The following is a 25730-nucleotide window of genomic DNA, read 5'->3' on the forward strand; positions in this document are numbered from 1 at the left end:
TAGTTATGGCGGAAAAATTTAAAGTTCCTGTAGAAAAGGGAAAAACATATACTATCGATATTTTGCGTCTCGGGTCAAACGGTGAGGGCGTGGGACGAGTGGAAAACTTTACGGTCTTTGTAGACGGAGCCTTGCCGGGAGAAACGGTGACGGCACGGATTACCTTTGTAAAGAAACAATATGCGACGGGGCGTTTAGAGAAGGTGCAAAAGCCGTCGGAACACAGGGTAAAACCGCCTTGCAGTGTTTATGCCGAATGTGGCGGCTGTCAGTTACAGCATCTGTCGTACGAAGGACAATTGGCGGAAAAACGGCAACAAGTACAGGATGCGGTTGAACGGATCGGCAAGTTAAAAGATGTTCCCGTCTTGCCGACGCTGGGAGCCGATGACCCGTGGGCCTATCGCAATAAGATGCAGCTACCTGTGGGGGGCGATAAAAGAAGCCTTCATATCGGCTGCTTTGCCGAAAAGTCGCATCGCATTATCGACATTGATGCCTGTCCCATTCAAAAAGGGGGCAATAACGAAATCATTCCCGTCGTTCGGCAGTGGATGAAGGAATATAAAATTCCCGCCTATGACGAAGACAAAGGGACGGGAATGATCCGTCATATTATGGGCAGAACCGGCGTTCATTCGGGTGAGATCATGGTTTGTATCGTCACGGCCGTACCCATGGTGCCGCATATGAAAGAACTTGTGCAAATGTTGCGCAAAGATGTGCCGGGGCTAACGAGCGTCATTCAGAACATTAACTCTCGCCATACGAATGTCATCTTGGGAAACAAGACGAAGGTCATTTACGGAAGTCCGACTATTTCCGACTCCATCGGCGACTTGAGTTTCAGAATATCGGCTCAATCCTTCTTTCAGGTAAACAGCGAACAGGCTCAAAAACTCTACGATACGGCTCTGTCCTATGCGGACCTTAAAGGAAATGAAACGGTAGTGGACGTATATTGCGGTACAGGAACCATTACCCTCTTTTTAGCCGAAAGAGCCAAGTTTGCCTACGGCATTGAAATCGTCGAACCGGCCATTCGCGACGCCGTAAAAAACGCACGGGACAACGGAGTGAAGAACGCTCACTTTATGTGCGGCGATGCGGCGTATAAACTTCCCGAACTGTTGAGAAGCGGTGTAAAACCCGATGTCATTGTCATCGATCCCCCCCGAGCGGGTTGTGAGGAAAAAGTTCTGAACGCCATTGCAAGCGTCAGACCGAAACGCGTCGTCTACGTGTCGTGCAACCCGGCGACCTTGGCAAGAGACCTGGCATACATGAAAACGAGAGGCTACGAAACACAAAAAGTTCAACCCGTCGACATGTTCCCCCAAACCCATCATGTGGAGACTGCCTGTTTGATGTCAAGAGTAAAGGTCTAATAGCACACAAATAGCCTTGAAATCAAGGGATTCCGAAGAACTGCCCGGATTCGGGCGGGTGATCGGAATCCCTTTTTTAGACCGTTTGACAACAGTTCTGACTACTGGAAACATGAGGGTTGTAACTACAGAACTGCTTTTTGCCGTATTGAGACTACAGAACTGTTGTCATGTATCCGGGGATTTTCTGCGGGCGGATATAGGGGAAATAAAATATACCAAATTAAATCCATCGTCTTGAATAATGGGGAATTTTCTGGTATGCTGGGAAAGAACTAATACAAATTAAATCCCCATAATAAAGGAGTGGACATAAATGGCGAAACAGATACATGTCAGACTGGATGATGCAGTCTATGAGGCTATTTCCAAATATAACGATGATACTAATATTTCAATGCAGGATGCGGTTTCTACAGCACTTATGCAGTTCCTGACACGTGAAATGAGGGATGTTCAGCCAGAAGCTGATTTTACTTTTATTGACCTTTTTGCGGGAATAGGAGGCATGAGACTTGCTTATGAGCAGGCTGGAGGTCATTGCGTGTACTCCAACGAGTGGAACAAGTACAGTCAGCAGACTTATTTTGCAAACTTCGGAGAACAGCCGGATGGCGATATTACTAAAGTGGACGAAAACAGTATACCTGATCATGACATTCTTGTTGCAGGCTTCCCCTGCCAGCCTTTCTCAATTGCCGGCGTATCAAAGAAGCAAAGTCTTGGAAGAGCGACCGGGTTTGAGGATAAGACCCAGGGAACCCTTTTCTTTGATATTTGTCGGATTCTTAAGGCCAAGAGACCTAAAGCGTTTATGCTGGAGAACGTGAAGAACCTTAAAGGCCATGACAGGGGCAGAACATTCAAAGTTATTACCGAAGCCCTTGAAGAATTGGACTATGAAGTATTCCATGCCGTACTTGATGGGCAGAACTATGTTCCACAGCACAGGGAACGTATTTTGATTGTAGGTTTTGACAGGAAGAGATATGGAAGAGATATTGGCTTCCGCTTTAGCATTGCACCTGTTAATCCAAAGCCTGCAATAAAAGCAATTCTTGAAACAAAAGTAGACGACAAATACACACTGACAGATAAACTTTGGACATATCTTCAGAATTATGCGGCAAAACACCGTGCTGCAGGCAACGGATTTGGTTACGGCATCGCTGATCCAAACGGTGTGTCAAGAACATTATCCGCCCGCTATTATAAGGATGGATCAGAGATCCTGATTGAGCAGAGAGGAAAAAACCCAAGAAGACTGACTCCGCGGGAGTGTGCAAGACTCCAGGGATTTCCGGATGATTTTATTATTCCGGTTTCTGATACGCAGGCGTATAAACAGTTTGGAAATTCTGTTGTCGTCCCGTTGATGGCTAATGTCGCACAGCTTGTTGTGGATAAAATGAAGGAACTTGATGCTGAAAAGAAGAAGAAAAAACAACAGGATCAGAGGGCTGCACTCATTTACGAAACTGATGAAACCAATGGAAGAAAAGTGGCGGTGATGGCATGAATAACGAAATTACGACAAAAGCAATCGGTGCTGTGCTGAGCGGCGGTCCTTCATACTGCAAGTTCCTTTCAGCAAATGACAGTGGTGAGACAGGCGGTCATCAGTCTGGGATTTTGATTTCAAAATCCGCTAAGGCCATGCTCTGGACGGATGATGAAATGCGGGAAAATCATATTCTTAAGAAATATGGTCGGATTCGCTGGCAGGAAGATTACGTTACAGACTGTACTTTTACCTAGTATGAAAGTAAAAACGAACTGAGAATAACGGGTTTTGGAAGAGGAAAATCGCCGCTTTCAGCAGAGTTCACTGGGGCCCTTTTTGTCATGGTGAAGGATTCAGAAGAAGAGTATCGCGGGTATATTCTGAATACAGATGATGACATTGAGCAGTTCCTTGATGCGTTTGGCTTAACTCCAGCAGAGACAAACAGGCCAATAGAGATTAATCGAGTAAGCCCTGAAATTCGGGAAAAACAGGCTATAGATTCGTTTATTGAAACACTGAAGGTGGACTTTCCTGCATCAGCAGAAATGTCACAGGCAGCAAGAATCATCCAGAATCAGGTGTATTTGAATCAAATGCTCGCGGTAAAAGATCCTGACTCCATTCTTCTGCGATGGACGGATCAGGAATATACACTCTTCCGGGCTATTGAACATGCGAGGTATGGGGATGTTGTAGCCGGTGGGTTTGCCTCGGTTGATGATTTTGTTATCATGGCAAACCGTGTGTTGAACCGGCGAAAAAGCCGTGCCGGAAAGAGCCTCGAGCATCATCTCTCTGCAATTTTTGATGAGAACAGAATACAATATGCAGCACAGGCTGTTACAGAGGGAAATAAAAAGCCGGACTTTCTATTCCCGTCAGAGGAAGCATATCATGATATGACGTTTGAAATTGAGAAACTCTGCACACTGGCAGCCAAAACCACCTGTAAGGACAGATGGCGACAAATACTTAATGAGGCAGACAGACTTCGCGATGAGAGTAAATATCTTTGTACTATGCAACAGGGTATATCGGCGGCGCAGATGGATGAAATGCAGGCCGAGAAAGTAATTCTTGTTGTTCCAAAAGCTTATCATTCAGCATATCCGAAGGAAAAGCGGGATCGCATATGGACTCTTGGTAGGTTTGTGAATTATGTGAGGGAAATGGAAGGTATTATCTGATGGCGGATATCAAATCCCCTGAAGAACGGAGTCTTAACATGGCGAGAATTCGTAGTAAAGACACAAAACCGGAAATCTGGCTACGAAGGAAGCTGTTTGCAAAGGGATATCGATACCGGAAGAATGTGAAAAATGTGCAGGGACATCCGGATGCATGGCTTGCAAGATATAATACGGCACTCTTTGTTCACGGTTGTTTCTGGCACAGGCATAATGGGTGTAGATATGCATACATGCCAAAAAGCAGAATTGAATTTTGGACAGACAAGTTTCAGAAAAATGTAGAGAGGGATCAGACGGTCAGAACCGAACTTGAAGCTGCTGGAATTAAAACGTTGATCATTTGGGAATGCACGATAAAACAGATGATGAGGCAGGAACAATACTCTGATGAGGTGTTGAGTCAGATAGAAGATTTTTTACGATCAGAAGAAAAATTTAAAGAGATATAAACAGATATTATCATTAAAAGCTGAGACATTTTGTTTCGGCTTTTATTGTGTGAAGAATCACAAAATCGTAACGCTACGATTAAAAGCAATAACGCTCCGAAAATCGTTAAAATGCTCCGATATTATTGACAACGCTCCGATATTATGATATTATCACCTCAGCCGAAAGGAGGCCTCTATGTACTATACTGAGATTACCAAAATCATAGAAGCCGGCTTGAGAAAAGATCCAACGAAAGTGGCAAGCTATTCACGTCTTCTTGCAAAAAAGTTAAGCGGCGATGGAGAAGAGCGTGCGAGCAGCAGAATTTTATCCGTACTGGAAAAGATGGGAAATGGCCATACTGCTATGGATGCATTGACAGCCATGCCGGTGGATCAGGAAAGCCGACTTGATATTGCAGATATTGATTACGCCCCCGGTGTCGATAATCTAATTTTAAGTGACTCTGCACAGAACATGCTAAATGATTTCAGAGATACAATCCAAAATAAAAGCAAGATGATATCTCTTGGACTTGAGTTTCGTAGCACTCTATTGCTATATGGTCCTCCGGGATGTGGAAAAACGAGTGCGGCAAAGTATCTTGCCGCGGAACTAAAATTGCCGCTCGTTACTGCGAGATTCGATACTCTAATATCTTCTCTTTTAGGAAATACTGCGAAGAACATACACCGTATTTTTGATTTTGCGAAAAAACAACCCTGCATTTTATTTCTTGATGAATTTGATGCTATTGCAAAGGCAAGGGATGATGCTCATGAACTTGGTGAACTAAAGAGAGTTGTTAATAGCCTGCTTCAAAATATTGACGACTTTTCGCAGGATAGTATTTTGATTGCTGCTACAAATCACGCTCAAATGTTAGATTCCGCTGTTTGGAGAAGATTTCAGGCTGTTATTGAACTTCCTAAACCTGGAAATGTAGAGATACGTAAATTTATAGATCAGTTCCCTAAGGTCGCCGATGAAAGTGGCATCAATGAACCACAATGGAGAACTATTACGGACTCCATGGAAAATCTGGCGTATTCAGATATAAAAGATATTGTTCAAAATGTATTAAAAAAAGCTGTTCTTAAAGATAAAACAGAGATTGAATGTGCTGATTATCTGGTTGAAGTTTTTCTTTTTAAGAGGCACGGGAATTATAATCAGGAGGAAGCGGTTAAGTTTTTATATGACAACGGTGTTGCACAAAAGCAGATCGCAAGATATTACTCCATATCCGAAAGACAAGTTAGAAATTTTCTGGGGAAGGGAGTGAATAAATAATGGATAAGCTATTGCCAATCAAATTTTTTGAGAAGAGAAAAATTGACGAGCAACTTACAGAAGCCGGTGGTAATAATAAGCCTCCCAAGTGGGTCTTGAAAGATGGGGAACTCGCTGCTCACTCTCAGCATCTTACAATCGGTCTATCAAAGGTTGCCGCCAATTTCGAGATACATAAAAATGAGGAACATGCACTTCCAATGGTTATGACCACAGCCGTAACCGAGGAAGCTCTCGCAAAGACTCATAGAAAAGCTATCGTTGATCTTCTCAATAGTGACAGCAACGCCAACGTTATAGGTATTGAGCCTGATAGAAAGCTGAAATCCGAAACCGCAGCTGTTGATTCATCCCGTATGGAGCCCAAGAAGGAAGAACCAAAAGAAACAAGAAGGCTACTATCCATTGTAGCAACAGACGAACTGATTTCAAATATCAACAGGGCCTTGCAGGATACGAAAGGCTCTGCAAAGATCATTTCTTCGATTGCTGATATCGAGCCTTTTGAAGCGTGGAGTGGTGATTATAATCCGGAAAACAAAGCCTATCGTGTGGTACTGATTAATTATCAGGATGCTCACAGGAATCAGTTAGCCCAGACGTTGTTTAAGAATCAATGTGCTGCACATGGAATTACAATCGACAGAGAAACACGGTATTCATCTGACATGAGACTATATAGGGTTAGTCTTGATTGTCTGGAAGAAATGGAGACCGTTCGTAATTTTGAGGGTGTCCAATCTATTGAAGAGGCGATACCAATTCGTGCGGATCTGGATTCATTTGATGCTATGTCCGTTCCTGCGGTAAAACGTCCTGTTGAAGGGAAAAAATATCCTGTTGTTGGTGTCCTTGACAGCGGCATTCAGAAAAACGGATATCTTTCCCCCTGGCTTCTTAGTCAGTCTGAAGAATATTACGAAGCGAGTCTGCAGGACAAAAGCCACGGTTCAATAGTTGCTTCTATTCTGGAATATAGCGATGAGTTAAATAATACGGATTATTCTTCTACAGATGGGGTGATGATGCTTGAGGCTGTAATCGCTCCTAATCTAAAGAAAGAGAATGTGTATCCTGAAGATTTGATAGACAATGTCCGTGACGCAATCGAGCGTCACCCGGATATAAAGATTTGGACGATGTCTGCAGGAACGACCGAAGAATGCGATACCAATTCTTTCTCAGAATACGGTATGGCACTGGACAACATAGAAGATGAAAACCATGTGCTGATCATTAAATCGGTCGGAAACAGTACGGCTTTTATGAATGGAGGCACTGAGAGGGTTGCCAAAATGGCGGACTCAGTGCGGTCTATCATTGTTGGGTCTATTGCAAATGCGAAAGGTAAATACGATTTTGCAGAAATTGATATGCCTTCTCCGTTCAGCAGAAAAGGCCCTGGACCCTCATATATCATAAAGCCAGACCTTGTTGCTTATGGTGGTAACGCAGGTAAGCTCCCTGATGGCAGAATGACAACAACTGGAGTTAAGGCATTCGATGCTTCCGGTATTCCAACAAATGCGCCAGGCACCAGTTTTTCCACGCCTTGGGTAGCACGAATTGCTGCGGAATTAGATTTCCTTTTGGATGGCGATTTTGATCCACTGCTAATAAAAGCCCTTATGATCCATAATTCCGTATATCCTGCCGGAGATAAGATGACAATGGACGATAAGAAGAAATACATGGGTTTCGGTATGCCCAAGGGGACGGGAGATATACTTTATAATTCGGAAAATGAGATAACGCTTGTTCTGAGGGACACTCTACAAAAGGGAATGTTTATTGATGTTCTCGATTTTCCATTTGCTGATAGCCTGATTGGATCTGATGGCAGATATCATGGACAGATAACCGTTACAATGGTAAGCGCACCAATTTTGAGATCATCTGAGGCTGCAGAATATTGCCAGTCGAATATCAACGTTGCCTTCGGAACAATGGAAGATATACAGGAGAGAGATACAACTAAGCGAACCGTTAGAAATCCTTATGGTGCTAAGGATGCAAAAAATATTATTCAAGACAGCCTTTACAGTAGCAAAGTTTTTGATGTGTTGGAAGGAGAGGTTTTCGGTAGAGAACGCACCCTTCTGAAACTTGGACAGAAGTACTATCCCGTAAAGAAATATGCAGTTAATCTGGATGAGATGACGGAAGCTAACCGCAGAAATTATCTGGATGGCAGCAGGAAATGGTACATGAAGGTTGAGGGCCTTTTCAGAGATGCGGTTGAGCGAGAGGCAAGAGATACCGGAGAAGTGCTTGAGCAGGAATTTTGTATCCTTCTGACTATCCGAGATCCAGAAGGAAAGGCTCCTGTTTATAATGAGGTTACACAGCAATTACAGCAGAGAGGTTTCGTTTATTCGAATGTACGTCTCAAGAATGAAGTCAGAGAACATGTTCACATTGAGGAGGACAGCATAGGGTGATATCCAAGCAGCGGGAAGTATATCGCGTAACAAACTCGGAATGTGATAAAGTCAATTACGAACTTACCGAGTCTGAGGTTCTGAATCTTTATTATTCAGAGCCTCGGCTTGCTGTGCTTATGGATCTTGATGTCATCCGTTTGATAGACCGCCATCTTGTAGTAAATCTGAAAGAGTTTATTACTCCCAAAACAAATCATCTGACGGCACATGCAAGAAGACACATTTCTAATTGTTGCGTAGGGATTCATTATATAAATGAGTTTGAGAGCCAACCGCTTTCTGTAACTATAAGCAGCACGCTTGACATTCTAATTCAATCAGCAAGCTTTTTGGAAAAGGCTTTTCCAGTTGTTGGTGCACAAACCGAAGTAGAACAAAACAAGGAATCAACACTGATCAATAAAGAAATTGACAGGCTTAATAAAATCATTATGAATCTTCCAGGGAGTTTCTCGGGTTCACTAAAAAGCCATATGGAAAGAAAAGGTTATACGGAGGAATTGTTATCACAGGAGTCGTGGGTAAGTCTTAGCACAATAAAGCAGTATCGTCAGAAAGAAGAAAAAGAAAAGACACTTAAAACGGTAACGGCTCTTTGCATTGGACTACATCTTCACCCGTGGCTGACAGAAGACTTGTTAAGGAAAGCGGGTATAGTTCCAAAAGCTACAAGGCAGGATGGTGCGTACAGATATTTATACACGGTCTTATATAAAGGGACAATCGAAGAGTGCAATGTATATTTGCGTTCTCAGAAATTGCAGGAGTTTAAGTTGCGTGAAAAAATGGCTTAGTATATATAAGCGAAAACGATATAAAGAATTGGCAAAGGCCAGGGATAAAAAGTCCCTGGCCTATTTTTTTTGCTTTTTAGGACATTATTAATGTCCCTTGAGAAAGCCAAGTATTATGTGGAAACAGGCGGCATAAGCAATTATGACATTTTTAGAAAACCTACATTTTACAGGCGTTTTGAGGGCGTGAAGTGACATTTTAAATGTCTGTTGAATCAAAAGCTGTTCATATATCTTGTTAATAGAAACAGCAATGGAGGTGAATGAGATGGCACGAAACAGTAAGCAGACTTCAAGACCTGTTGCTTCTAAGGCAAGCAAGATTTTGAAGGATGGACGCTATGGCAAAGACTCAAAGTCGGTAGCCGGAAGTGCGTTAGCACAGACCAGACCTGGAAAGAAAAAATAAGGTCACTTAATTTATGGGCGGTGACAGATTAGATAATCAGCCCGCCCGTCCCCTTCGGGGGAAATTTCCAAATTAAATCTCTTAGTCCGAATAGCGCTATAAGGGCGGAGGGATGCATAAGAGTTCAATGCACAGCAATAAAAGCTGTGTTTGGAACGAAGATGCTCCCACCGTAGTTTCGTGCGCCCATTTTCGGCTGACGGAGCCTGTGGTCATCTTCAACCGCAGGCTCTTTTTGCATCCTTCCGTACCGCCCTCGGACGGAAAGGAATGCAAAGATGAAATTGAAGGTACGTTATGACGAGAGCGTTCAGACAATCAATCTTGACGAGAAAGCAGCACAGGAAATGTGGGTAAGCCTCGGTTTTGAGGATGAGGAAACCGAGCAGGAAGAAAAGGAACGCCGTATCCAGGAAGCTTTTGATGAGCAGTTCAATAGGCCTGAATACAACAACTGGCACAAGTTTGACCGCCATCGCGGCTACAGCAAGGCGCAGCCCGGAAAAGACGGCATCGAGGATGAGATCAATTCATCCGAACCATTAATGGACGAAGTCGCGGATGACCGCATTTTCCGCAAATACGAAATAGAACACGAAAAGAAAGAAGATTATGAAGCCGTATGCCGGTGGGTGCGTAAGATTCTGGTCAAAAAGCCGGAATGGGCCGATGCCTTTATAGCAGTTTATTTAAATGATGAATCAATTCGCAACTACGCCGCTCGCATAGGAGCGGATGAAAACAACATCACGCAGAAACTGAAGCGGGCAAAGAAAAAACTTAGAGAAAATTATAAAAACCGTCAGATTTAATCGTCTCCCAAGGCTACCACTTAGGAGGCAATGACATCCTCCGTAAAAAAATTAAGGAGGTAATTCTCATGAATGAATTACAGGTTTTTAACAATGCGGAGTTTGGCTCCGTACGCATAACCGTTATTGATGGTGAGCCTTTTCTTGTTGGCAAGGATGTGGCGGAGATTCTCGGATACCGAGACACATCCGATGCCCTTAAAAGGCATGTGGACGAAGAGGATAAGCTGACTCGGTGTTTCACCGACTCAGGTCAGAATCGTGAAATGTACATTATTAACGAATCCGGTCTTTATAGCCTTATCCTTCGCAGTCAGCTTCCAAAGGCGAGGAAGTTCAAAAGATGGGTGACGTCTGAGGTTCTTCCGGCGATTCGCAGACACGGCATGTATGCGATTGATGAGATTTTAGAAAATCCGGATCTCGCCATTGCCGCGCTTACTCAGTTAAAGGAAGAGAGAGAGCGCAGAAAAGAACTGGAACTTACTACGGCCATTCAGAATCAGCAGATTGCGGAACTTAAACCGAAGGCAAGCTACTATGACCTGATTTTGCAAAACAGGAACACGGTTCCGGTTACGCAGATTGCCAAGGATTACGGCATGAGCGGAAGAAGATTCAACGAACTGCTTCATGACCTCGGCATCCAGTATAAGTTCCGTAAAACCTGGCTTTTATATCAGCACTACGCGGATCTGGGATACACCCAGTCCAAGACGTTCGCCATTGATGCGGAGAAAAGCGTGATGCATACCTACTGGACGCAGAAAGGCAGACTTTTCCTTTATGATCTTTTGAAAAATGAAGGAATCCTGCCGCTGATTGAACAGGAGGCATAAGCATGGAAGGCAAGATAATTTTTAACAACACGGCAAGGGCGGGAGAAAAACCCGCCTTCCGCCCATTGGTATATATTTGCGCGCCTTATTCCGGTGCTGTGGAAGAGAATACGAAAAGAGCGGCCGCTTTCGCGAAGTATGCCTATGACAAAGGGAATATTCCGCTGACGGCGCATCTGCTGTTTCCTTTTATGGATGACACTGACGAAGAGGACAGGAGAATCGCCATTTTCATGGACATTGTCCTGATGGGTAAATGCCAGGAGGTCTGGGTATTTGGAAACGAAATTACCCGGGGAATGAGAATTGAAATTGAGAAAGCGAAGAAACGCAGACAGAAGGTCAGGTATTTCAACAGTAAATTCCAGGAGGTGGAGGAAAAATGAGGGATCTTGCCATCGCCTATGGGAATAACCGTCAGGCGAAAAAATGGGTGAACAAAACCATAAGCTATGATGACTTGAAAGCGCGGCTTAAGGTGACCATTCGCACAACGGAGTCGGCGGAGGAATACGCCAAGATGAGCAGGGCGCAGCGTGATATCGCAAAAGACCACGGAGGCTTTGTGGGCGGCGTGCTGAGAGGCGGCCGCCGCAAGGTGGATACCGTGGAGCTTCGTTCCATGATTGCGCTTGACGGAGACCGGATCGATAAAACGTTTCTTGCTGATTATGAAAAAAGCGCGCCCTATGCTTCCTGCCTGTATACGACACATTCCAGCACCCCGGAGAATCCGAGGGTGCGTCTTGTGTTTCCGCTGACAAGGGATGTGACAACGGAAGAGTTTGTCGCCGTATCAAGGTATCTTGCTGAGATGCTCGGTATCGATTTCTTCGATGAATGTTCCTATCAGCCTAATCAGCTGATGTACTGGCCGTCCTCTCCGCAAAACGGCGTATTCGTGTTTAAGGAAACGGAGAAGGACTGGCTGAATCCTGATGATATTTTATCCGCTCACCTGGAGTGGACGGATCCCACAAGGCTTCCGACATCGTCTCGTGAGAGCAAGGCAAATCAGGTGACAAAGGAAAAGGTGAAGGAGCCACTCGCAAAAGATGGAACGGTCGGCCTATTCAATAGAGTCTATTTTCCAATCTCCCGAGCGCTGGAGGATTTCCTTTCCGATGTCTATGAACCGACGGATAATGAGAACCGCTGGCATCTTATAACGTCATCCAGTATGGCGGGGGTGGAAATCATCGAGGATAAATTTGTGTATTCCCACCACGCCAAGGATCCCGCCTATCTGAAGCTCTGTAACGCCTTTGATATCGTCCGCATCCATAAGTTCGGCGATTTTGATGATAAGGAATCTTTTAAGGAAATGTGCGAGTTTGCTATGCAGCAGGACGAAGTAAAGGTGGCTGCCGCAAACGAGAAGTTGTCAGAGGCGGAAGAGGACTTTTCCGATGTTGACGACTGGAAGAAAAAGCTCCGCTGTACCTCGAAGGGGCGGTTTTTTTTGGAACAATACCAGTGGCCGAAGCCCTTTTGGCAAAAGGGGCATTGCTTGGTACGATTCTCAGCTTTATGATGGCAGTTACCACACTCAGCCTTCCTTCTCTCATAATGCTGAAAAAGGTGATTAAACCAAAGCTGCTTGGAACGTTTATAGTCATCTGTACAGTGGGTATCATCATTGTCGGATATGGCTTCAATGCCATTGCGTACTTACTGGTTTAAGGAGGAAAATTAAATGCATAAATCGAAAGTAGCATTTACTTGTGTTCATAACTCGTGTCGCAGCCAGATAGCCGAAGCATTAGGCAGACATCTTGCGTCCGATGTATTTGAGAGCTATTCTGCCGGAACAGAAACAAAACCTCAGATCAATCAGGATGCAGTACGCTTGATGAAGCAAATATATGGCATTGATATGGAAAAAATGCAGTACAGCAAGCTTCTGTCAGATATCCCGCCCGTAGATGTAGTTATCACGATGGGCTGCAATGTTAATTGTCCATTTCTTCCTTGCGCTGAGAGATTTGATTGGGGGTTGGATGATCCAACGGGAGCCGGTGATGAAGCTTTTATCGAGACAATTCTAGAAATACACACGAAAATTGTAGAGCTTTCACAATATCTGATACAATAATTTACGTATACAGTTAAAATATTTTTCGCTAAAGGAGGATAAGAAATATGAATATTAAGGTTTTAGGTGGTGGCTGTAAAAGTTGCTAGGCACTTTTGAGGTCAGTAAAAGAGGCGGTAGCAAACAAGGAAGTTCATGCTGAGGTTAAGTACATAACCGATATGGAAAAATTATGGAATATGGGGTGATGAGCATGCCCGCCCTTATGATTGATGACAAAATTGTCTCTGCAGGAAAAGTGCTGAAGGCAAAGGATGTAGAGAAACTACTATAAATCTACTACTTTCTGATGATCCTAATTCATTCGTTGAGTGGTAACATATCAAGTGAAATATTTTGTCTTTTTAAATTGTAAAATCTTCAATATATTCAAATACAAACATTTGCAGTTCATTTAAAGAGTTATATGTTCTACAGTTAATTTCTTTTTTCTTGAGATATTTGAAGGAACATTCACAACAGGCATTATCATAGGGATAGCCTTTCTTTGAGAAAGACTGCACCATATTTAAGGAATCCAATAACTGCCTGAAAGAGAAGGCTTTGTATTGGATTCCATGATCTGAATGAAACATTTTACTGTCTATTTAATTGTAGTAAATAGTTACTGTCTGTGTCTGCTTTTTTAGTATAGATCCACAAGTGCGGCATATATTAGTGGAGAAAAAAAGAATATTTAAGTCTATGCTTTAAGGGAAGCTCAACAATCATCAGCAAAGCTATTAGATCATGTAATGCTGGTAGATTAAACGAAGTTTCTCTTAAAAAACAATAAGGAAAAATTCGCGGGAAATAGACCGACAAAAAGGCAAAATCCTGTGGAAATCAAGTATTTTGTGAGGTAAGATAATTGTATATAGATAAATTTGAATTGATTGGAGAGTGGAATAAATAAATATCAAAGAAGAGTTATTTGCTTTGCAGGATATCTCATATGGAGATTTTCAGGCGAAACTGACTCCGGGGATTCCGAGAGAGCTGTTTATAGGGGTTAGAGTTCCGGAGGTCAGGAAACTTGCTAAAAAGCTTGCTAAGGAATCGAAAGTATCTAAATTTCTGAGAGATCTGCCGCATAAATACTATGATGAAAATATGCTCCACGGACTGCTTCTTTCTGAAATGAAGGATTATGATGCATGTATTGCAGCGATCGATAATTTTTTGCCCTACGTAGATAATTGGGCTGTTTGCGATATCATGTCTCCTAAAATTTTCAATAAGAATAAAACGGCGCTTTTGGAAAAAATCAAAGAATGGTCAGGATCGGAAAAGACATATACTTGCCGCTTTGGAATTGAGATGTTAATGTCTTACTTTCTTGATGATGATTTTAGGTCTGAGTATCTGGAAATACCCGCTTCTGTTCATAGTGAAGAGTATTATGTCCAAATGGTGACTGCGTGGTTTTTTGCAACCGCACTGGCAAAGCAATGGGATACGACTATAAAATACATTGAAGATCATCGGTTAGATAGACGGATTCACAATAAGGCAATACAGAAAGCCCGTGAAAGTAACCGCATTACACCTAAACAAAAAGAGTATTTAAAGTCGCTTAAACGATAACAGATTTAGTTTGCGCCGATCTGTGACCTGCACCATTATACGACATTCCCTTTGCCATTTTCCATCCTGCAACGAGTGTTAAGACTAAGTTCTTGATGTAGGGTTATCATCAGGGAAGTCTTGATACATATTGAGGCAGTCGCCTTGCTGGTAAGGAAGCGATAGCGACCGCAAGAGCAACCGGGACTTGAGTCAGTTGTCTTGCCGGTGAGGGAACGAAGTGACTGAAGCGGCAATGAAACTAACCATATCAAGACAACCCACGAACTTGAACTGAAGGTGAAAAGTGAGTGGTAGTTGTCTACGATTCCCATGTCAGGACGGCCCAAGAATGCAAGCCGAAGGCGAAGCATGATTGGCAGCCGTCTACGACTGAGGCGGTTGTCTTGTTGGTGAGGGAATGAAGTGACTGAAGTGACAATGAAACCGCCCATGTCAGGAAAGCCCACGAGTCAGATCCGTAGGCGATAGAGGAATGGATGCTTTCTACGACTGAGGCAGTCGCCTTGCCGGTAAGGAAGCGATAGTCGACTTTGTTATGTCTTGAATAACAGGGTAAATAGTTAAAGTTGAGGTGAGTATTATAAACTTTTTTCTTTCGAGTCTGGGATTTTTTATAATAGCCGGCCTTACTTTATTTTTTACCGTGTTTTTGTATATTCGCCTTGTCGTAGCCGTTCGAGAGGGTCGTGACGTGCCTAAGTGGATGTATAAAGTAGGGCATGCCATAAAAGGACGGGGAAGTGATGTATATGAAGACGCTACGGACAGGGCGGCGTTAAATGAAGTCAATATCTATATCGTCGGGATATTGGTTGCGAGTGTTTTCGTATATTTTATTTTCTCCGACAAGTATTTTACGAATGATAGGGTTCTGTTCTGGACATATGCGGAGTTTGCCATTGTCGTCGGCCTGAGAATGGTCATAGGCTTGGGGTCTATCATCTTAGATATGGTGCTTCCCTCTAAGGGAAGGTGGGCATATAATCTCAGTTTGTCGGCGGCTGCCAATGCCGTGAAGGGCATGATTTTTATGTCCGCTTTTGTCTGCTCCTTAGTATTGAGTATAACGGGACTTCCCGAGAAGGCTCCGGTCGTTCAGGTAGACGGATATAATCTTGCAGTCGGACAAACTACGGCACAAGATTTGCTTGATGAAGGATTTTCCTTCTCAGGAAAGACAGAAAACGATATTATTAAAAACAAGAGAAATGACCACTTTTACTATGGCGAGACAGTAGGGCTTGTTAAAGACGGGAATTCGTGCGGATATGTGAACTTGACGCCGGCTCGTGAAGATGAGGGGCGTGTTAAAGACTGTATTGTTACACGCTTCGGTATATCATCAAGAGATGCGATGTTTAATCGAGTAAAAATAGACGACAGATATATTGCGAGCCTATCTCTCGACGAGTTGAAGAAAAAAGATATGAGGGATATTTTTTCCCTTTCCCCTGTCAGCTATGAGGAAAACAAGGGAAACAAATACTTTTCCCTTAAAATGCAAACTCATCCGTACGGACTGTGGAATCGATATACCATAGACGTGAACTTTGTCGATGATCATAGGGAGCGTCGTTTTGAAGTATATACACAACATACGATTTGGGAGTAGGCTGTTCATTAGTGAAGTGAGGCGACAGTTATGACGCAGGATGAACGGTTGAATTTTTTAATAGAAGCTTTTAAGGCTGAGGCCAAGGAATATGAAAAGCTCTGTGTACCGGCAGATAGAGACGGAAAACGGCAATTGTTGCGAGGTCTTATGAATGTTCGTATGCCCGGCCCCATGAGTGCTGAAGTATTGGCTGTCCAAGATGCGTATTTGCGTGAGCGGTCTGAGGAGAAGGGGATTATAGGACTCCAGGACATTCCTGTTATTCGCGACGGTTTGTCTGTTTGGCAAGGTGATATAACGCTACTTGCTGTCGATGCGATTGTCAATGCGGCTAATTCAGCTATGCTCGGTTGTTTTGTGCCGGGCCATAATTGTATTGACAACTGCATTCAAACTTATGCAGGGGTTCAAATGCGGGCAGAATGTGATCGACAAATGAGGCTAATGAAGGAAAAATTCGGGAGAAACTATGTACAGCCGACATCGATTCCCATGCTGACGGAGGGATACAATCTTCCGGCAAAGAAGGTCGTACATATTGTCGGACCGATTGTTACGGGGGCTCTTACGGAAAAAGACGAGAAGGCTTTAGCCGATTGCTATACGAATACTTTGGATTTATGTATGCGTGAAGGTCTTACAAGTCTTGCTTTTTGCTGTATTTCTACAGGCGTGTTTCATTTCCCTAATGAGGAGGCGGCAGAGATTGCCGTGAATACCGTCAGAGGTTGGCAGGAAACGCATGGGAATGCTATGGAACGCATTATTTTTAATGTGTTTAAGGATGAAGATAAAAAATATTATGAAACCCTCATGCGGTAAAGATTGCTATATAAAAGTATGGATATCGATGACTTAGAGAAAGTGGCGAAGTGTTGTAGGTTTCAGTAGCATGCTTCGCCATTTCTTGCGTATAACTACATGAAACGGTGTTCAGTCAGACTTAAATTTGATATATTTAAAGGCGAGATGAAATCCCGTATTTCTCAGACTAAGAGGTAAAGCAGGTGACGGCATGGAAGGAAACTTTGAAGACGGCATGCTCCGGAAAATAGAAATAGATACGAGTCTTCCTTACGGAGAGGCTTGGGGTGACGGGTGTGAATTTCGTCAGCAATTGACAATAAGCTTGGACGGAACGGCGCATATACAGCGGTGCGGGTACGTGGGTAATAATAAGGTATTTTTAGAAGACCGAACCTTTACGATGCTCGGTGACGATGCGGAATCTCTGTTTTCTTCTTTTGAAGAGTGCGAATTTCCCGAAGCGGAATATCCTTTGGATATCAATGGGGGTATTTACGATGTAAAATTGACCGATACGGACGGCAGTGAATTACGTTATATCGGACGATTGGGAACGGATTTGTTCAGTGATGACAAAAGTTTATCCGATTGTGTTCGTGAAAAAACGGGAATTTCCAATTTATGGGTTTTTGACGGGAACCGTGATTGTATTACGTATTTGAAGATAGAATATGAGCGGACGACGACCGTCTGTGTTACGGATATTGATGTTGAGCCGCTAAAGTGGACGTATAATGAAGTCTTGACGGTGGATTATGAGACACAGACCGTAGAAATTTCCCGTAAAATTGCAGACGGTTGCCGCGTGACGAACAGTTATTACGTCGAAGACGGCGTGCGTCGGTTGCTGAAGAGTCTCGATGCGAACGGATTCGATAAGATTGAGGGAAACCCGTCGGATGCCATAGATAATCCTTTGGATCGTCGTCTCTATACGGTAACGCTCATGACGAAGAGACGGGATATGCAGGTGATTGCCGGTTCGTATGATAAGCGCAGCCTGCCCGCCATGTGGCCCGATTTGATGAACAAAATCTATTCTTTTATTTCCGCCTACGGAATAGGAGAGCTCTTTGATCGCCATACATATGCTAAGGCGAAGCGCTTGGCTACGGACTTTATTTATTGTCAAGTCGCTTTTTCACGCAGCAGTTATACGTACAGCTATATTGCCGATGAAGACATTTACAGAGAGGGCGATTTGGTCGTCGTTCCTGTAGGTCCGAGCAATGACGAACGGGTTGTGCGCATTGAACGCATCGACTATTATTCGGCCGATGAGGTGCCTTATCCCGTAGAAAAGACGAAGCATATTATCAGAAAGTATGAAGAATCGAATTAAGTATGAATTTAACGCACTTGCTTTTTATGAGGGTGAGTGCGTTTGTAGTATAATAACAGTTGAAAGCGAAATGGTTATTGAAGTTTTGTCGTGAGAAAGGATGAGGGTCATGAATGATGTAATAAAGGTATTAAAAGAACGACGCAGTGTGCGTAAGTTTAAAGGGGATATGCCGCCGAAGGACTTGGTTGATGAAGTTATTGAAGCGGGTCTTTATGCACCTAGCGGAAAGGGGCAGCAGGCGGCTATTGTTATTGCCGTGACGAATATGGATGTGCGTGAACGGTTACGCAAGGATAATGTGAAAATCGGTGGTTGGCAAGATGATTTCGATCCTTTTTATGGGGCTCCCGTCATTTTAATCGTCTTAGGTAAAAAAGATTGGCCGACTCATGTGTATGACGGCAGTCTGGTTATGGGTAATTTAATGAATGCCGCTCAGGCCGTAGGGCTTGGCAGTATTTGGATTCATCGGGCCAAGGAAGAGTTTGAAATGTCTGAATACAAACAACTGTTGCTTGATTTGGGTATAGACGGAGAATGGGAAGGTATCGGTCACTGTGCTCTGGGATATGCGGACGGACCCGTAGCGGAAGCGGCTCCGCGCAAGGACAGTCGTGTGTATCGCGTAGAATAGGAGGTCTGTTGTGGAGACGGAACTTACGGGCAAGCAGGCCCCGATTATGCCTGAAGGGGTATTTATTATCGGTACGTACGATGAGAACGGCGTTCCCAATGCTATGAATGCGGCTTGGGGTTCTCAGTCGGATTACGGTGAGATTACTCTCTTTTTGGCACCTCACAAGACGACGGAAAATGTAGTGAAAACCGGGGCCTTCACGGTTGCCTTCGGGACGAAAAAGACGGTTGAAATTGTCGATTATTTCGGAATTGAAACGGGGCATAAGGTTAATAAAATCGACAAGGTCGGTTGTCATGTCCATAAGAGTGACCATGTAAATGCACCGATTATAGAAGAATTTCCCTATACCTTGGAATGTACGTGTAAAAGCTATGATGCCGAAACGGGAATCCTCATAGGGACTGTCGTGTCGGCCCAGGCGGATGAAGCGATTTTGACAAACGGTGTAGTGGACTATGAAAAGTTGGAACCCCTTGTTTTCGACATTGCCACGCGTACGTATCGGACTATCGGTCCCGTCGTAGCTCCGGCCTTTAAAATCGGCTTGAAGTATAAATAAAAAGTTTATATATTACGAATAAACACCCTCACTCCAAGATATATGGGAAATATAAATGAACGACCATTCTTTTTCCCGGGTGGGGGTGTTTTTGTATGCTAAGGCTCGGTTTTATGTTAGAATGAAAGCCGTATACATTATGTCATTAAGGAGCAAGGCGGGAATGAAGGGTGTCTTACCGTCTATTCGCCGTAAAAGGCGAATACCGACGTTAAACATAACACAAATAAAATACGTGGCTGCGGCTCTTACGGTGTGCTTACTGTTTCATACGCTGTTTGCACCTATGGTCGATGTACCTGAATGGTTTATTGCCGTAGGCAGGCCGGCATTGCCCTTGTTTTTGTTTGCCGCGACGGAAGGGTATGTGCATACTCGTAGCCGGCAGGCTTATTTGAAGCGACTTTTGTCGTGCAGCATTCTTATGACGGCGGCGACTTTTGCCGTTCAGGAACTCTTTCCCAATCGTTATGAATTGTCACTTATGGGAAACGCCTTCGGTACACTGTTTATCTCTGTACTGTACATGGTCGGCTGGGATAGACTGAATGAGGGATTGGCCTTAAAAGAAAGAAGCAAGATACGGGATGCCCTCTTTGTTTTCCTCCTTCCCGTAGCGGCTATTATGCCCCTTGCCGTTGTAGGAATATTGGCCGATACGGATATAAATCACGTAGTACTTCAGGCATTGACCTTCCTGGCACTATGTATTCCCAATTTTTTTGTCATTTCTCACGGCGTTCTCTATATTCTCCTGGGGCTTTTATTATACGTATTTCATGAAAAAAGGGTCGTTCAAGCGGTTATCGTCATTTTGTACGGCTTGTGGTTTCAATATATTTATGGAGGCGGTGAATGGTGTATTGCCTTGGCAGCTATCCCCGTGTGGCTCTATAACGGAGAAAAAGGCAGGGGAAGAAAATCCTTCTTCTACGGTTTTTACCCTGTAGCCGTCATTGCTTTGTACATTCTTTCATGGCTGGTTGACCGATTTATCGTCATGTAAAGATGTATTCATATTGTGTGCACGGCCGAAGTATCGGCCTGCCTATACATTTTATTAATGAGGGGGAGTTTTCATGAAAAAAGTATGGATGGCAGCTGTTTTAACGGCCGCACTTTCCGTAGGAACGGCAGCTTTTGCAGCGGATAACACGGATTTATCGACATTACCGCAAGTGTATGCGAAAGACAGTCTTTTTACGCTCGACAAAGAACACGTAGCCGGCGGTAACGGTACTTTGCACGGCAAGTTTGCCTTTGCCCGCACATCGGCCACACAAGAACAAGCTATTAAGGAAATCGGTCGTATGACCTTGAACAAGGGAGAGTCAGTAGGGCTTCATATGCATGGCGTTAATGAAGATGCGTATATTATCTTGGACGGTGAAGGTATCTTTACGGACAGCAACGGTAAGGAGTATGTTGTTCGGTCCGGCGATATTACCATTGCCCGTCCGGGACAAAAACATGCGTTGCGCAATGAAAAGAAAAAGCCTTTGGTATTCCTCGATATTATCGCTCAAAACGATACATATGCGGCTAATCATCAACAGGATAAGAAATAAAACAGAGTATGGATAAAGCGGGAGGGGAGATGATATAATAAATTACACTACGTAATTATTTTTATCATATAAGGAGAAACGTATGAATAAGAAAAAACTGATTTTCGGCGGGGTCATCCTTGTTCTCGTCTTGGTTGCAGCGTGGTATTTTATGTACTTTACCAAGACGCCGGGGTATGCTTTGAACCAGGCTCGTGAAGCGTATACAAAGCATGATGTCGCAACCTTCAAAAAGTATGTGGATGTAGAATCTATTGTCGGTAGCGGTTATGATGATTTTGTGGCCGTAGCTATGGAGTCGCCGGAGATTAAAGATAATCCTATGAACGGGTTGGCATCGGCTATGTTCCAAGGCATGAAGGGACAAATCGTACCGATCGTAAGCAGTGAAATTTACAGCAGTGTAGGGAAAAAGTTGGAAGGCGACTTGCCTTCGGCACAGGATAAAGCGGCTGCCGAAAAGGTAAGACAGGAATCGGGCATTGATGATTTGACATTTAAGGACATAGGGTCTGTAAAAGAAAACGGCGACAGTGCTGTCGTGCCTGTCACCTTTACGTCAGAGAGCCTCAACCAGGACTTTACCTTCGAGATCGCTATGGAAAAGAAGGCCGGCAATTGGAAGGCTGTTAAGGTCAACAACTTCAAAGACTTCCTTAAACTTGTAGAAAAGCAAAACGATAGTCAAAACAGTCAGGAACAGTCGGGAAAATAGACAGGTTCCGGGAGGAGCTCTCGAAAGGGAGCTCCTTTTTTGCGGCAAAGGAATCTTGTCGGTCGAATGCACATGTTACAGGTAATAGAAAACATAGTTTTGCAGGAAACGGTTACAGATTTTTAAAAATAGGGTGAGATATGGAGACCTGCATAACGACATATGATATAATTCGCATCATACACACTGTACTATATACACAGAAAGAGGTGCCGTAATGGCTACATTGATGCAAAAAGATGTTTTGTTGGAAGGCGTGTTTCAGGCTTTAGGGTATGCGCATGGGGCTAATGCGGATGAAGCGACTATTAACGAACTGCAGGAATTGAAGCAAAAACTATACGGCTCCAAGCCGGAAGATCTGGACTTTCAGGAAATAATATCTTATATAAAGGAAAATATTGAGAAATACAAGGGATAAAAGAGACACAGTCCTTATTACGGGTCAATCGTAGCGATACGGCCCGGAGTACGGGTAACATTAAAGCGGCTATAGCATTTTTGCTATAGCCGCTTATGTATTGATCTTATTTATGTTCGTAGTAGTATCTCGTCCACATGGTGATTTCCTGTAAGGACGGATGGGGCGTCATGGTTTCGCCGATGGTGTAAACGGACTGAGGTACGAGATCGCGGGTCAGGCCGCTTTCACGCAGTTTTTTGACTGTCGGTGAGGCGATTTCTTCGTGACGAATGACAAAAGGTTGGGGGCCGGCATTCATAAGGTTAATGAAGGGTTGGATGAGAATAGAGGCTTCATGTCCGATAATGTGAGCACCCAAGAGGTGTTTCGTTTTTTTGTCGATAACGAGTTTTACGAAACCGTCGTCGGGATTTCCTTGCTCAAAGCCGAGGGCATAGCCTTTGGCTGCCGTCGAGTAATGGTTGACGGCAATATCCACGTCGTATCCCGCTTTTTTTGCATTTGCTTCCGTAAGGCCTACTTGTGCCGCTTCAGGATAGGTGTAGGTTACTGCCGGGACGAGATCGTATCTGGCCCAACGCCAATCCTTCGGTTCGTGATTTTCAAAGAGGTTGTGGGAAATGATTTCCGCTTCGTAGTTGGCTTTGTGGCGGAAGGGAGCTAAGCCGTTAATATCGCCGAGAGCCCAAATTCCTTCGGCCGCTGTTTCAAGAAATTCATTCGTTTCAATGTACCCTCGTTTGTCAAGCGTAACATCCGTATTTTCCAAGTGCAAAAGATCTGTCGTCGGTTTAACGCCCGGAGCGATAAGGATTTCTTCAGCGGCAACGCTGCCTTCTTCACCTGTCGAGCGGTCTTTAAAACGGAGAACTTTGAGTCCGTCTTTTAGTTCGACGGAGACCGTGTCTTTATTTAATTCTACGTCTATACCGTAATTTTTAAATTGTGTGAGTAAGAAGGCCGAGACATCTTCGTCATCCTTAGGTAAGAGGCGAACGTTATGTTGAACAATAGTGACCTTTGTGCCCGCCGCATTGAAAACATGGCCGAACTCACAACCGATGGGGCCGCCGCCGACAATGATTAAACTCTTATACGGCTTTTGCGGATATTTATTGCCGAAGAGACTTTCCGAGGTAACATACCCGGCTTCTTCCAAGCCCGGAAGGACAGGAATATTTGTTTTTGCCCCCGTACCGAGGATGATTTTATCACCCGAAATATCAGCTTGCGAACCGTCATTCAGATTGATGTGCAGGTCTTTTTTATCTGTAAAAGAAGCCGTACCTTCGTAAATATCGATATTTTCCATAGACGCGTAGTAGTCTCTGGTTCCTTGAGAGGCGGGATTTAAAAAGCCCCAAAGGCGGTCGGAAACGGTTTGCCAATTAATAGAGGCCGGACCGGATACGACGCCTAGGCGTTCCGCTTCCTTTATTTCACGGACGTAGTTGGCGGCCGTTACCAGAATTTTGGTGGGAATACAGCCGCGGTTGAGGCAGGTGCCCCCGAACTTCCCCTTTTCTACAATGGCTATATGAAGGCCCTGACGAACTGCGGCATCCACAACGATGTTGGCAGCGCCCGTGCCTATAACAACTAAATCATAGTGTTTGTGCATGATGAAACATCCTTTCTATACAAATGAAGTACAGTTTATAATCATTATAGCCGAAGTGGCGATTTTTGCAAGGACAAAAGGTTAAAGTCCGGCGTGCCGTTTCTTGTCAACCCTTATAATCTGTGATATGATGATAAACGTATTAAAATGATTTCGATAAATCAATATAGGCATAAGAACCATGAGGAGGAACTGTTCAGAATGAAAGTAACCGTTAATGAAGTAGACCAACATAAAGTAACCTTGCATATCGAAGTATCTGCTGAAGATGCTGCCAAGGGTGCTGCTGCGGCTGTAAAGAATCTTGCAAACCGTGTCAATATTCCCGGCTTCCGTAAAGGGAAGGCACCGCGCATGGTGTTGGAAAGCTTCTTAGGTAAAGATGCCGTAAAAGAAGAAATTTTTGAAGTTGTTGCATCGAAGGCGTACAACGATGCTCTTCAGGAACAAGGAATTACGCCCGTAACGGATCCGGATATTAACCGCATTTGCGATGAAAAGGGCAAAGACTTCGTCTTTGAAGCTACGCTCACGAAGAAACCGGAAGTTAAATTGGGTGAATATAAAGGCATTAAGGCTGCTAAGGAAGCCGTTGAAGTAACGGATGAAGACGTTGCCAAAGAATTGGTAAACTTGCAGAAAACACATGCAAAAATGGCTCCCGCTCCGGAAGGTGCCAAGGTTGAAGACGGTGACTATGCCGTTATCGACTTTAAAGGAACCATTGACGGCGTTGCCTTTGAAGGCGGTGAAGGTAAGGCATATCCTTTGCAAATCGGTTCGGGCAGCTTTATTCCCGGCTTTGAAGAACAGCTCATCGGTTTGAAAGCCGGTGACAGCAAGGATGTAAAAGTTCCTTTCCCGGAAGATTACTTCCAGAAGGATCTGGCAGGTAAGGAAGCCGTGTTTGCCGTAACCGTTCAGGATATTAAACGCAGCGAATTGCCGCCCGTCGATGCCGATTTTGCGGAACTTGTAGGCAAATTCAAGACTGTTGACGAATTGAAGGCCGACGTTCGCGGACGCCTTGAAAAGAGTGCTAAGTTTAAAGCTACGGAAGCCTTTAACAACGAAGTTTTGAAGAAAGCTATTGACAATGCATCCGTCGATATTCCCGAAGTGATGGTCGAACAGAAAGTCGATCAGATGGTTGAAGAGTTCGAACTGAAATTACAGGCTCAGAACATGCACCTTCACGACTATTTGGAATATACGAAGCAGGATGAAAAAGATTTCCGTGCTCAGTATCTGGATGCGGCCAAGGAAAACGTCAAGATGGACCTCGTTCTCGAAGCCATTGCCAATGCTGAACATATTGAAGTCAAAGAATTGGATCTTCAGGCGGAAATCATTACGATGGCTCGCAACTTCGGTGCCGATCCGCAGGAAGTCTATAAGATTATTATGAAAGAACGACGCATTCCGATGCTCGTACAGTCCGTGGGCCGCAAGAAGGCTGCCGGCTTCATCCTTTCCAATGCCGTAGATACGAACGCTAAGGAGGAAAAGGCTGAAGAAGAAAAAGCCGAAAAGAAACCGGCCAAGAAGACGGCTACGAAAGCCGCTGCCAAAGATGAAGAGGCAGAAGCAAAGCCGGATAAAAAAACGACTAAACGGACTACTAAGAAGAAAGAAGATGCACCGGAAGCGTAAGAACCGAGAGG

The 25730-nt window shown here is 44.0% G+C and carries 28 protein-coding genes; 27 read left to right on the plus strand and 1 reads right to left on the minus strand.

Going from position 1 to position 25730, the window contains the following annotated elements; translation table 11 throughout:
- Nucleotides 1–5: 5 nt before the first annotated feature.
- The 26 genes from rlmD (at nucleotide 6) to HMPREF9429_RS05505 (ending at nucleotide 22442) form a co-directional block, all read left to right on the plus strand.
- Nucleotides 6–1388 carry a 23S rRNA (uracil(1939)-C(5))-methyltransferase RlmD gene (gene rlmD / locus HMPREF9429_RS05395; protein WP_006942252.1) on the plus strand — a complete coding sequence of 461 codons (1383 nt, stop codon included), beginning with the start codon at nucleotides 6–8 and terminating at the stop codon, nucleotides 1386–1388.
- A 316-nt stretch (nucleotides 1389–1704) separates the two neighbouring features.
- Nucleotides 1705–2907 (plus strand): DNA (cytosine-5-)-methyltransferase, encoded by a 1203-nt coding sequence (gene dcm, locus HMPREF9429_RS05400; protein WP_006942253.1) that lies wholly within the window; start codon nucleotides 1705–1707, stop codon nucleotides 2905–2907.
- On the plus strand, nucleotides 2904–3146 hold the full coding sequence (locus HMPREF9429_RS09285) for an EcoRII N-terminal effector-binding domain-containing protein (RefSeq protein ID WP_006942254.1): 243 nt from the start codon (nucleotides 2904–2906) through the stop codon (nucleotides 3144–3146). Before dcm ends, HMPREF9429_RS09285 begins: the two co-directional genes overlap by 4 nt.
- A gap of 87 nt (nucleotides 3147–3233) precedes the next feature.
- Complete coding sequence (locus HMPREF9429_RS05405) at nucleotides 3234–4082, plus strand: type II restriction endonuclease (RefSeq protein ID WP_006942255.1); 849 nt, start codon at nucleotides 3234–3236, stop codon at nucleotides 4080–4082.
- Nucleotides 4082–4534: a very short patch repair endonuclease gene (locus HMPREF9429_RS05410; protein ID WP_006942256.1), complete on the plus strand. Its 453-nt coding sequence runs from the start codon at nucleotides 4082–4084 to the stop codon at nucleotides 4532–4534. Before HMPREF9429_RS05405 ends, HMPREF9429_RS05410 begins: the two co-directional genes overlap by 1 nt.
- Nucleotides 4535–4712: 178 nt before the next feature.
- On the plus strand, nucleotides 4713–5810 hold the full coding sequence (locus HMPREF9429_RS05415; RefSeq protein ID WP_006942257.1) for an AAA family ATPase: 1098 nt from the start codon (nucleotides 4713–4715) through the stop codon (nucleotides 5808–5810).
- Complete coding sequence (locus tag HMPREF9429_RS05420; RefSeq protein WP_006942258.1) at nucleotides 5810–8251, plus strand: S8 family peptidase; 2442 nt, start codon at nucleotides 5810–5812, stop codon at nucleotides 8249–8251. Before HMPREF9429_RS05415 ends, HMPREF9429_RS05420 begins: the two co-directional genes overlap by 1 nt.
- Nucleotides 8248–9048 (plus strand): hypothetical protein, encoded by an 801-nt coding sequence (locus HMPREF9429_RS08895; RefSeq protein WP_006942259.1) that lies wholly within the window; start codon nucleotides 8248–8250, stop codon nucleotides 9046–9048. Before HMPREF9429_RS05420 ends, HMPREF9429_RS08895 begins: the two co-directional genes overlap by 4 nt.
- Nucleotides 9049–9316: 268 nt before the next feature.
- A complete protein-coding gene (locus HMPREF9429_RS09290) occupies nucleotides 9317–9457 on the plus strand; it encodes a hypothetical protein (protein ID WP_198005684.1) in 141 nt (46 codons plus the stop codon).
- 278 nt (nucleotides 9458–9735) lie between these two features.
- A complete protein-coding gene (locus tag HMPREF9429_RS05435) occupies nucleotides 9736–10269 on the plus strand; it encodes a hypothetical protein (protein WP_006942261.1) in 534 nt (177 codons plus the stop codon).
- A 68-nt stretch (nucleotides 10270–10337) separates the two neighbouring features.
- A complete protein-coding gene (locus HMPREF9429_RS05440; protein WP_006942262.1) occupies nucleotides 10338–11108 on the plus strand; it encodes a phage antirepressor in 771 nt (256 codons plus the stop codon).
- A gap of 2 nt (nucleotides 11109–11110) precedes the next feature.
- Nucleotides 11111–11494 (plus strand): DUF7768 domain-containing protein, encoded by a 384-nt coding sequence (locus HMPREF9429_RS05445; protein WP_006942263.1) that lies wholly within the window; start codon nucleotides 11111–11113, stop codon nucleotides 11492–11494.
- Nucleotides 11491–12642, plus strand: a complete 1152-nt coding sequence (locus tag HMPREF9429_RS05450) for a hypothetical protein (protein ID WP_006942264.1) — start codon at nucleotides 11491–11493, stop codon at nucleotides 12640–12642. Before HMPREF9429_RS05445 ends, HMPREF9429_RS05450 begins: the two co-directional genes overlap by 4 nt.
- Nucleotides 12585–12791, plus strand: coding sequence for a permease (locus tag HMPREF9429_RS09050; RefSeq protein ID WP_232216649.1), 207 nt, complete (start codon nucleotides 12585–12587; stop codon nucleotides 12789–12791). Before HMPREF9429_RS05450 ends, HMPREF9429_RS09050 begins: the two co-directional genes overlap by 58 nt.
- Before the next feature lie 13 nt (nucleotides 12792–12804).
- Nucleotides 12805–13203: an arsenate reductase ArsC gene (locus HMPREF9429_RS05455; RefSeq protein WP_006942266.1), complete on the plus strand. Its 399-nt coding sequence runs from the start codon at nucleotides 12805–12807 to the stop codon at nucleotides 13201–13203.
- 169 nt (nucleotides 13204–13372) lie between these two features.
- The gene (locus HMPREF9429_RS09355; protein WP_407080989.1) at nucleotides 13373–13477 is read left to right on the plus strand and encodes a thioredoxin family protein; all 105 of its coding nucleotides are present in this window, start codon (nucleotides 13373–13375) and stop codon (nucleotides 13475–13477) included.
- Nucleotides 13478–14121: 644 nt separating this feature from the next.
- Nucleotides 14122–14769, plus strand: a complete 648-nt coding sequence (locus HMPREF9429_RS05460; protein WP_006942268.1) for a DNA alkylation repair protein — start codon at nucleotides 14122–14124, stop codon at nucleotides 14767–14769.
- A 694-nt stretch (nucleotides 14770–15463) separates the two neighbouring features.
- The gene (locus tag HMPREF9429_RS05465) at nucleotides 15464–16384 is read left to right on the plus strand and encodes a hypothetical protein (protein WP_198005685.1); all 921 of its coding nucleotides are present in this window, start codon (nucleotides 15464–15466) and stop codon (nucleotides 16382–16384) included.
- 30 nt (nucleotides 16385–16414) lie between these two features.
- Entirely contained in the window at nucleotides 16415–17209 is a 795-nt protein-coding gene (locus tag HMPREF9429_RS05470; RefSeq protein WP_006942270.1) for a protein-ADP-ribose hydrolase, read from the plus strand.
- 193 nt (nucleotides 17210–17402) lie between these two features.
- Nucleotides 17403–18536, plus strand: a complete 1134-nt coding sequence (locus HMPREF9429_RS05475; protein WP_006942271.1) for a hypothetical protein — start codon at nucleotides 17403–17405, stop codon at nucleotides 18534–18536.
- 109 nt (nucleotides 18537–18645) lie between these two features.
- Entirely contained in the window at nucleotides 18646–19173 is a 528-nt protein-coding gene (locus HMPREF9429_RS05480; protein ID WP_040773923.1) for a nitroreductase, read from the plus strand.
- 10 nt (nucleotides 19174–19183) lie between these two features.
- Nucleotides 19184–19738 (plus strand): flavin reductase family protein, encoded by a 555-nt coding sequence (locus tag HMPREF9429_RS05485; RefSeq protein WP_006942273.1) that lies wholly within the window; start codon nucleotides 19184–19186, stop codon nucleotides 19736–19738.
- Nucleotides 19739–19901: 163 nt separating this feature from the next.
- A complete protein-coding gene (locus HMPREF9429_RS05490; RefSeq protein WP_040773926.1) occupies nucleotides 19902–20744 on the plus strand; it encodes a TraX family protein in 843 nt (280 codons plus the stop codon).
- Between the two features lie 73 nt (nucleotides 20745–20817).
- Complete coding sequence (locus tag HMPREF9429_RS05495; protein WP_006942275.1) at nucleotides 20818–21306, plus strand: cupin domain-containing protein; 489 nt, start codon at nucleotides 20818–20820, stop codon at nucleotides 21304–21306.
- A gap of 82 nt (nucleotides 21307–21388) precedes the next feature.
- Nucleotides 21389–22021: a DUF2939 domain-containing protein gene (locus HMPREF9429_RS05500; protein ID WP_006942276.1), complete on the plus strand. Its 633-nt coding sequence runs from the start codon at nucleotides 21389–21391 to the stop codon at nucleotides 22019–22021.
- A gap of 217 nt (nucleotides 22022–22238) precedes the next feature.
- Nucleotides 22239–22442, plus strand: a complete 204-nt coding sequence (locus HMPREF9429_RS05505; protein ID WP_006942278.1) for a hypothetical protein — start codon at nucleotides 22239–22241, stop codon at nucleotides 22440–22442.
- Between the two features lie 106 nt (nucleotides 22443–22548).
- Here HMPREF9429_RS05505 and HMPREF9429_RS05510 read toward each other — a convergent pair whose 3' ends face one another.
- Entirely contained in the window at nucleotides 22549–24066 is a 1518-nt protein-coding gene (locus HMPREF9429_RS05510; protein ID WP_006942280.1) for a dihydrolipoyl dehydrogenase family protein, read from the minus strand.
- Between the two features lie 201 nt (nucleotides 24067–24267).
- Here HMPREF9429_RS05510 and tig point away from each other — a divergent pair, with 201 nt between their 5' ends.
- The gene (gene tig, locus HMPREF9429_RS05515) at nucleotides 24268–25719 is read left to right on the plus strand and encodes a trigger factor (protein ID WP_083801177.1); all 1452 of its coding nucleotides are present in this window, start codon (nucleotides 24268–24270) and stop codon (nucleotides 25717–25719) included.
- Nucleotides 25720–25730: the final 11 nt, after the last annotated feature.

The organism is Megasphaera micronuciformis F0359, from assembly GCF_000165735.1.
Classification (GTDB): Bacteria; Bacillota; Negativicutes; order Veillonellales; family Megasphaeraceae; genus Megasphaera; species Megasphaera micronuciformis.

Coding starts and splice junctions, on each gene's coding strand:
- rlmD (WP_006942252.1), top strand. CDS start 6: ATGGCGGAAAAATTTAAAGTTCCTGTAGAAAAGGGAAAAACATATACT.
- dcm (WP_006942253.1), top strand. CDS start 1,705: ATGGCGAAACAGATACATGTCAGACTGGATGATGCAGTCTATGAGGCT.
- HMPREF9429_RS09285 (WP_006942254.1), top strand. CDS start 2,904: ATGAATAACGAAATTACGACAAAAGCAATCGGTGCTGTGCTGAGCGGC.
- HMPREF9429_RS05405 (WP_006942255.1), top strand. CDS start 3,234: ATGGTGAAGGATTCAGAAGAAGAGTATCGCGGGTATATTCTGAATACA.
- HMPREF9429_RS05410 (WP_006942256.1), top strand. CDS start 4,082: ATGGCGGATATCAAATCCCCTGAAGAACGGAGTCTTAACATGGCGAGA.
- HMPREF9429_RS05415 (WP_006942257.1), top strand. CDS start 4,713: ATGTACTATACTGAGATTACCAAAATCATAGAAGCCGGCTTGAGAAAA.
- HMPREF9429_RS05420 (WP_006942258.1), top strand. CDS start 5,810: ATGGATAAGCTATTGCCAATCAAATTTTTTGAGAAGAGAAAAATTGAC.
- HMPREF9429_RS09290 (WP_198005684.1), top strand. CDS start 9,317: ATGGCACGAAACAGTAAGCAGACTTCAAGACCTGTTGCTTCTAAGGCA.
- HMPREF9429_RS05435 (WP_006942261.1), top strand. CDS start 9,736: ATGAAATTGAAGGTACGTTATGACGAGAGCGTTCAGACAATCAATCTT.
- HMPREF9429_RS05440 (WP_006942262.1), top strand. CDS start 10,338: ATGAATGAATTACAGGTTTTTAACAATGCGGAGTTTGGCTCCGTACGC.
- HMPREF9429_RS05445 (WP_006942263.1), top strand. CDS start 11,111: ATGGAAGGCAAGATAATTTTTAACAACACGGCAAGGGCGGGAGAAAAA.
- HMPREF9429_RS05450 (WP_006942264.1), top strand. CDS start 11,491: ATGAGGGATCTTGCCATCGCCTATGGGAATAACCGTCAGGCGAAAAAA.
- HMPREF9429_RS05455 (WP_006942266.1), top strand. CDS start 12,805: ATGCATAAATCGAAAGTAGCATTTACTTGTGTTCATAACTCGTGTCGC.
- HMPREF9429_RS05470 (WP_006942270.1), top strand. CDS start 16,415: ATGACGCAGGATGAACGGTTGAATTTTTTAATAGAAGCTTTTAAGGCT.
- HMPREF9429_RS05475 (WP_006942271.1), top strand. CDS start 17,403: ATGGAAGGAAACTTTGAAGACGGCATGCTCCGGAAAATAGAAATAGAT.
- HMPREF9429_RS05480 (WP_040773923.1), top strand. CDS start 18,646: ATGAATGATGTAATAAAGGTATTAAAAGAACGACGCAGTGTGCGTAAG.
- HMPREF9429_RS05490 (WP_040773926.1), top strand. CDS start 19,902: ATGAAGGGTGTCTTACCGTCTATTCGCCGTAAAAGGCGAATACCGACG.
- HMPREF9429_RS05495 (WP_006942275.1), top strand. CDS start 20,818: ATGAAAAAAGTATGGATGGCAGCTGTTTTAACGGCCGCACTTTCCGTA.
- HMPREF9429_RS05500 (WP_006942276.1), top strand. CDS start 21,389: ATGAATAAGAAAAAACTGATTTTCGGCGGGGTCATCCTTGTTCTCGTC.
- HMPREF9429_RS05505 (WP_006942278.1), top strand. CDS start 22,239: ATGGCTACATTGATGCAAAAAGATGTTTTGTTGGAAGGCGTGTTTCAG.
- HMPREF9429_RS05510 (WP_006942280.1), bottom strand. CDS start 24,066: ATGCACAAACACTATGATTTAGTTGTTATAGGCACGGGCGCTGCCAAC.
- tig (WP_083801177.1), top strand. CDS start 24,268: ATGAAAGTAACCGTTAATGAAGTAGACCAACATAAAGTAACCTTGCAT.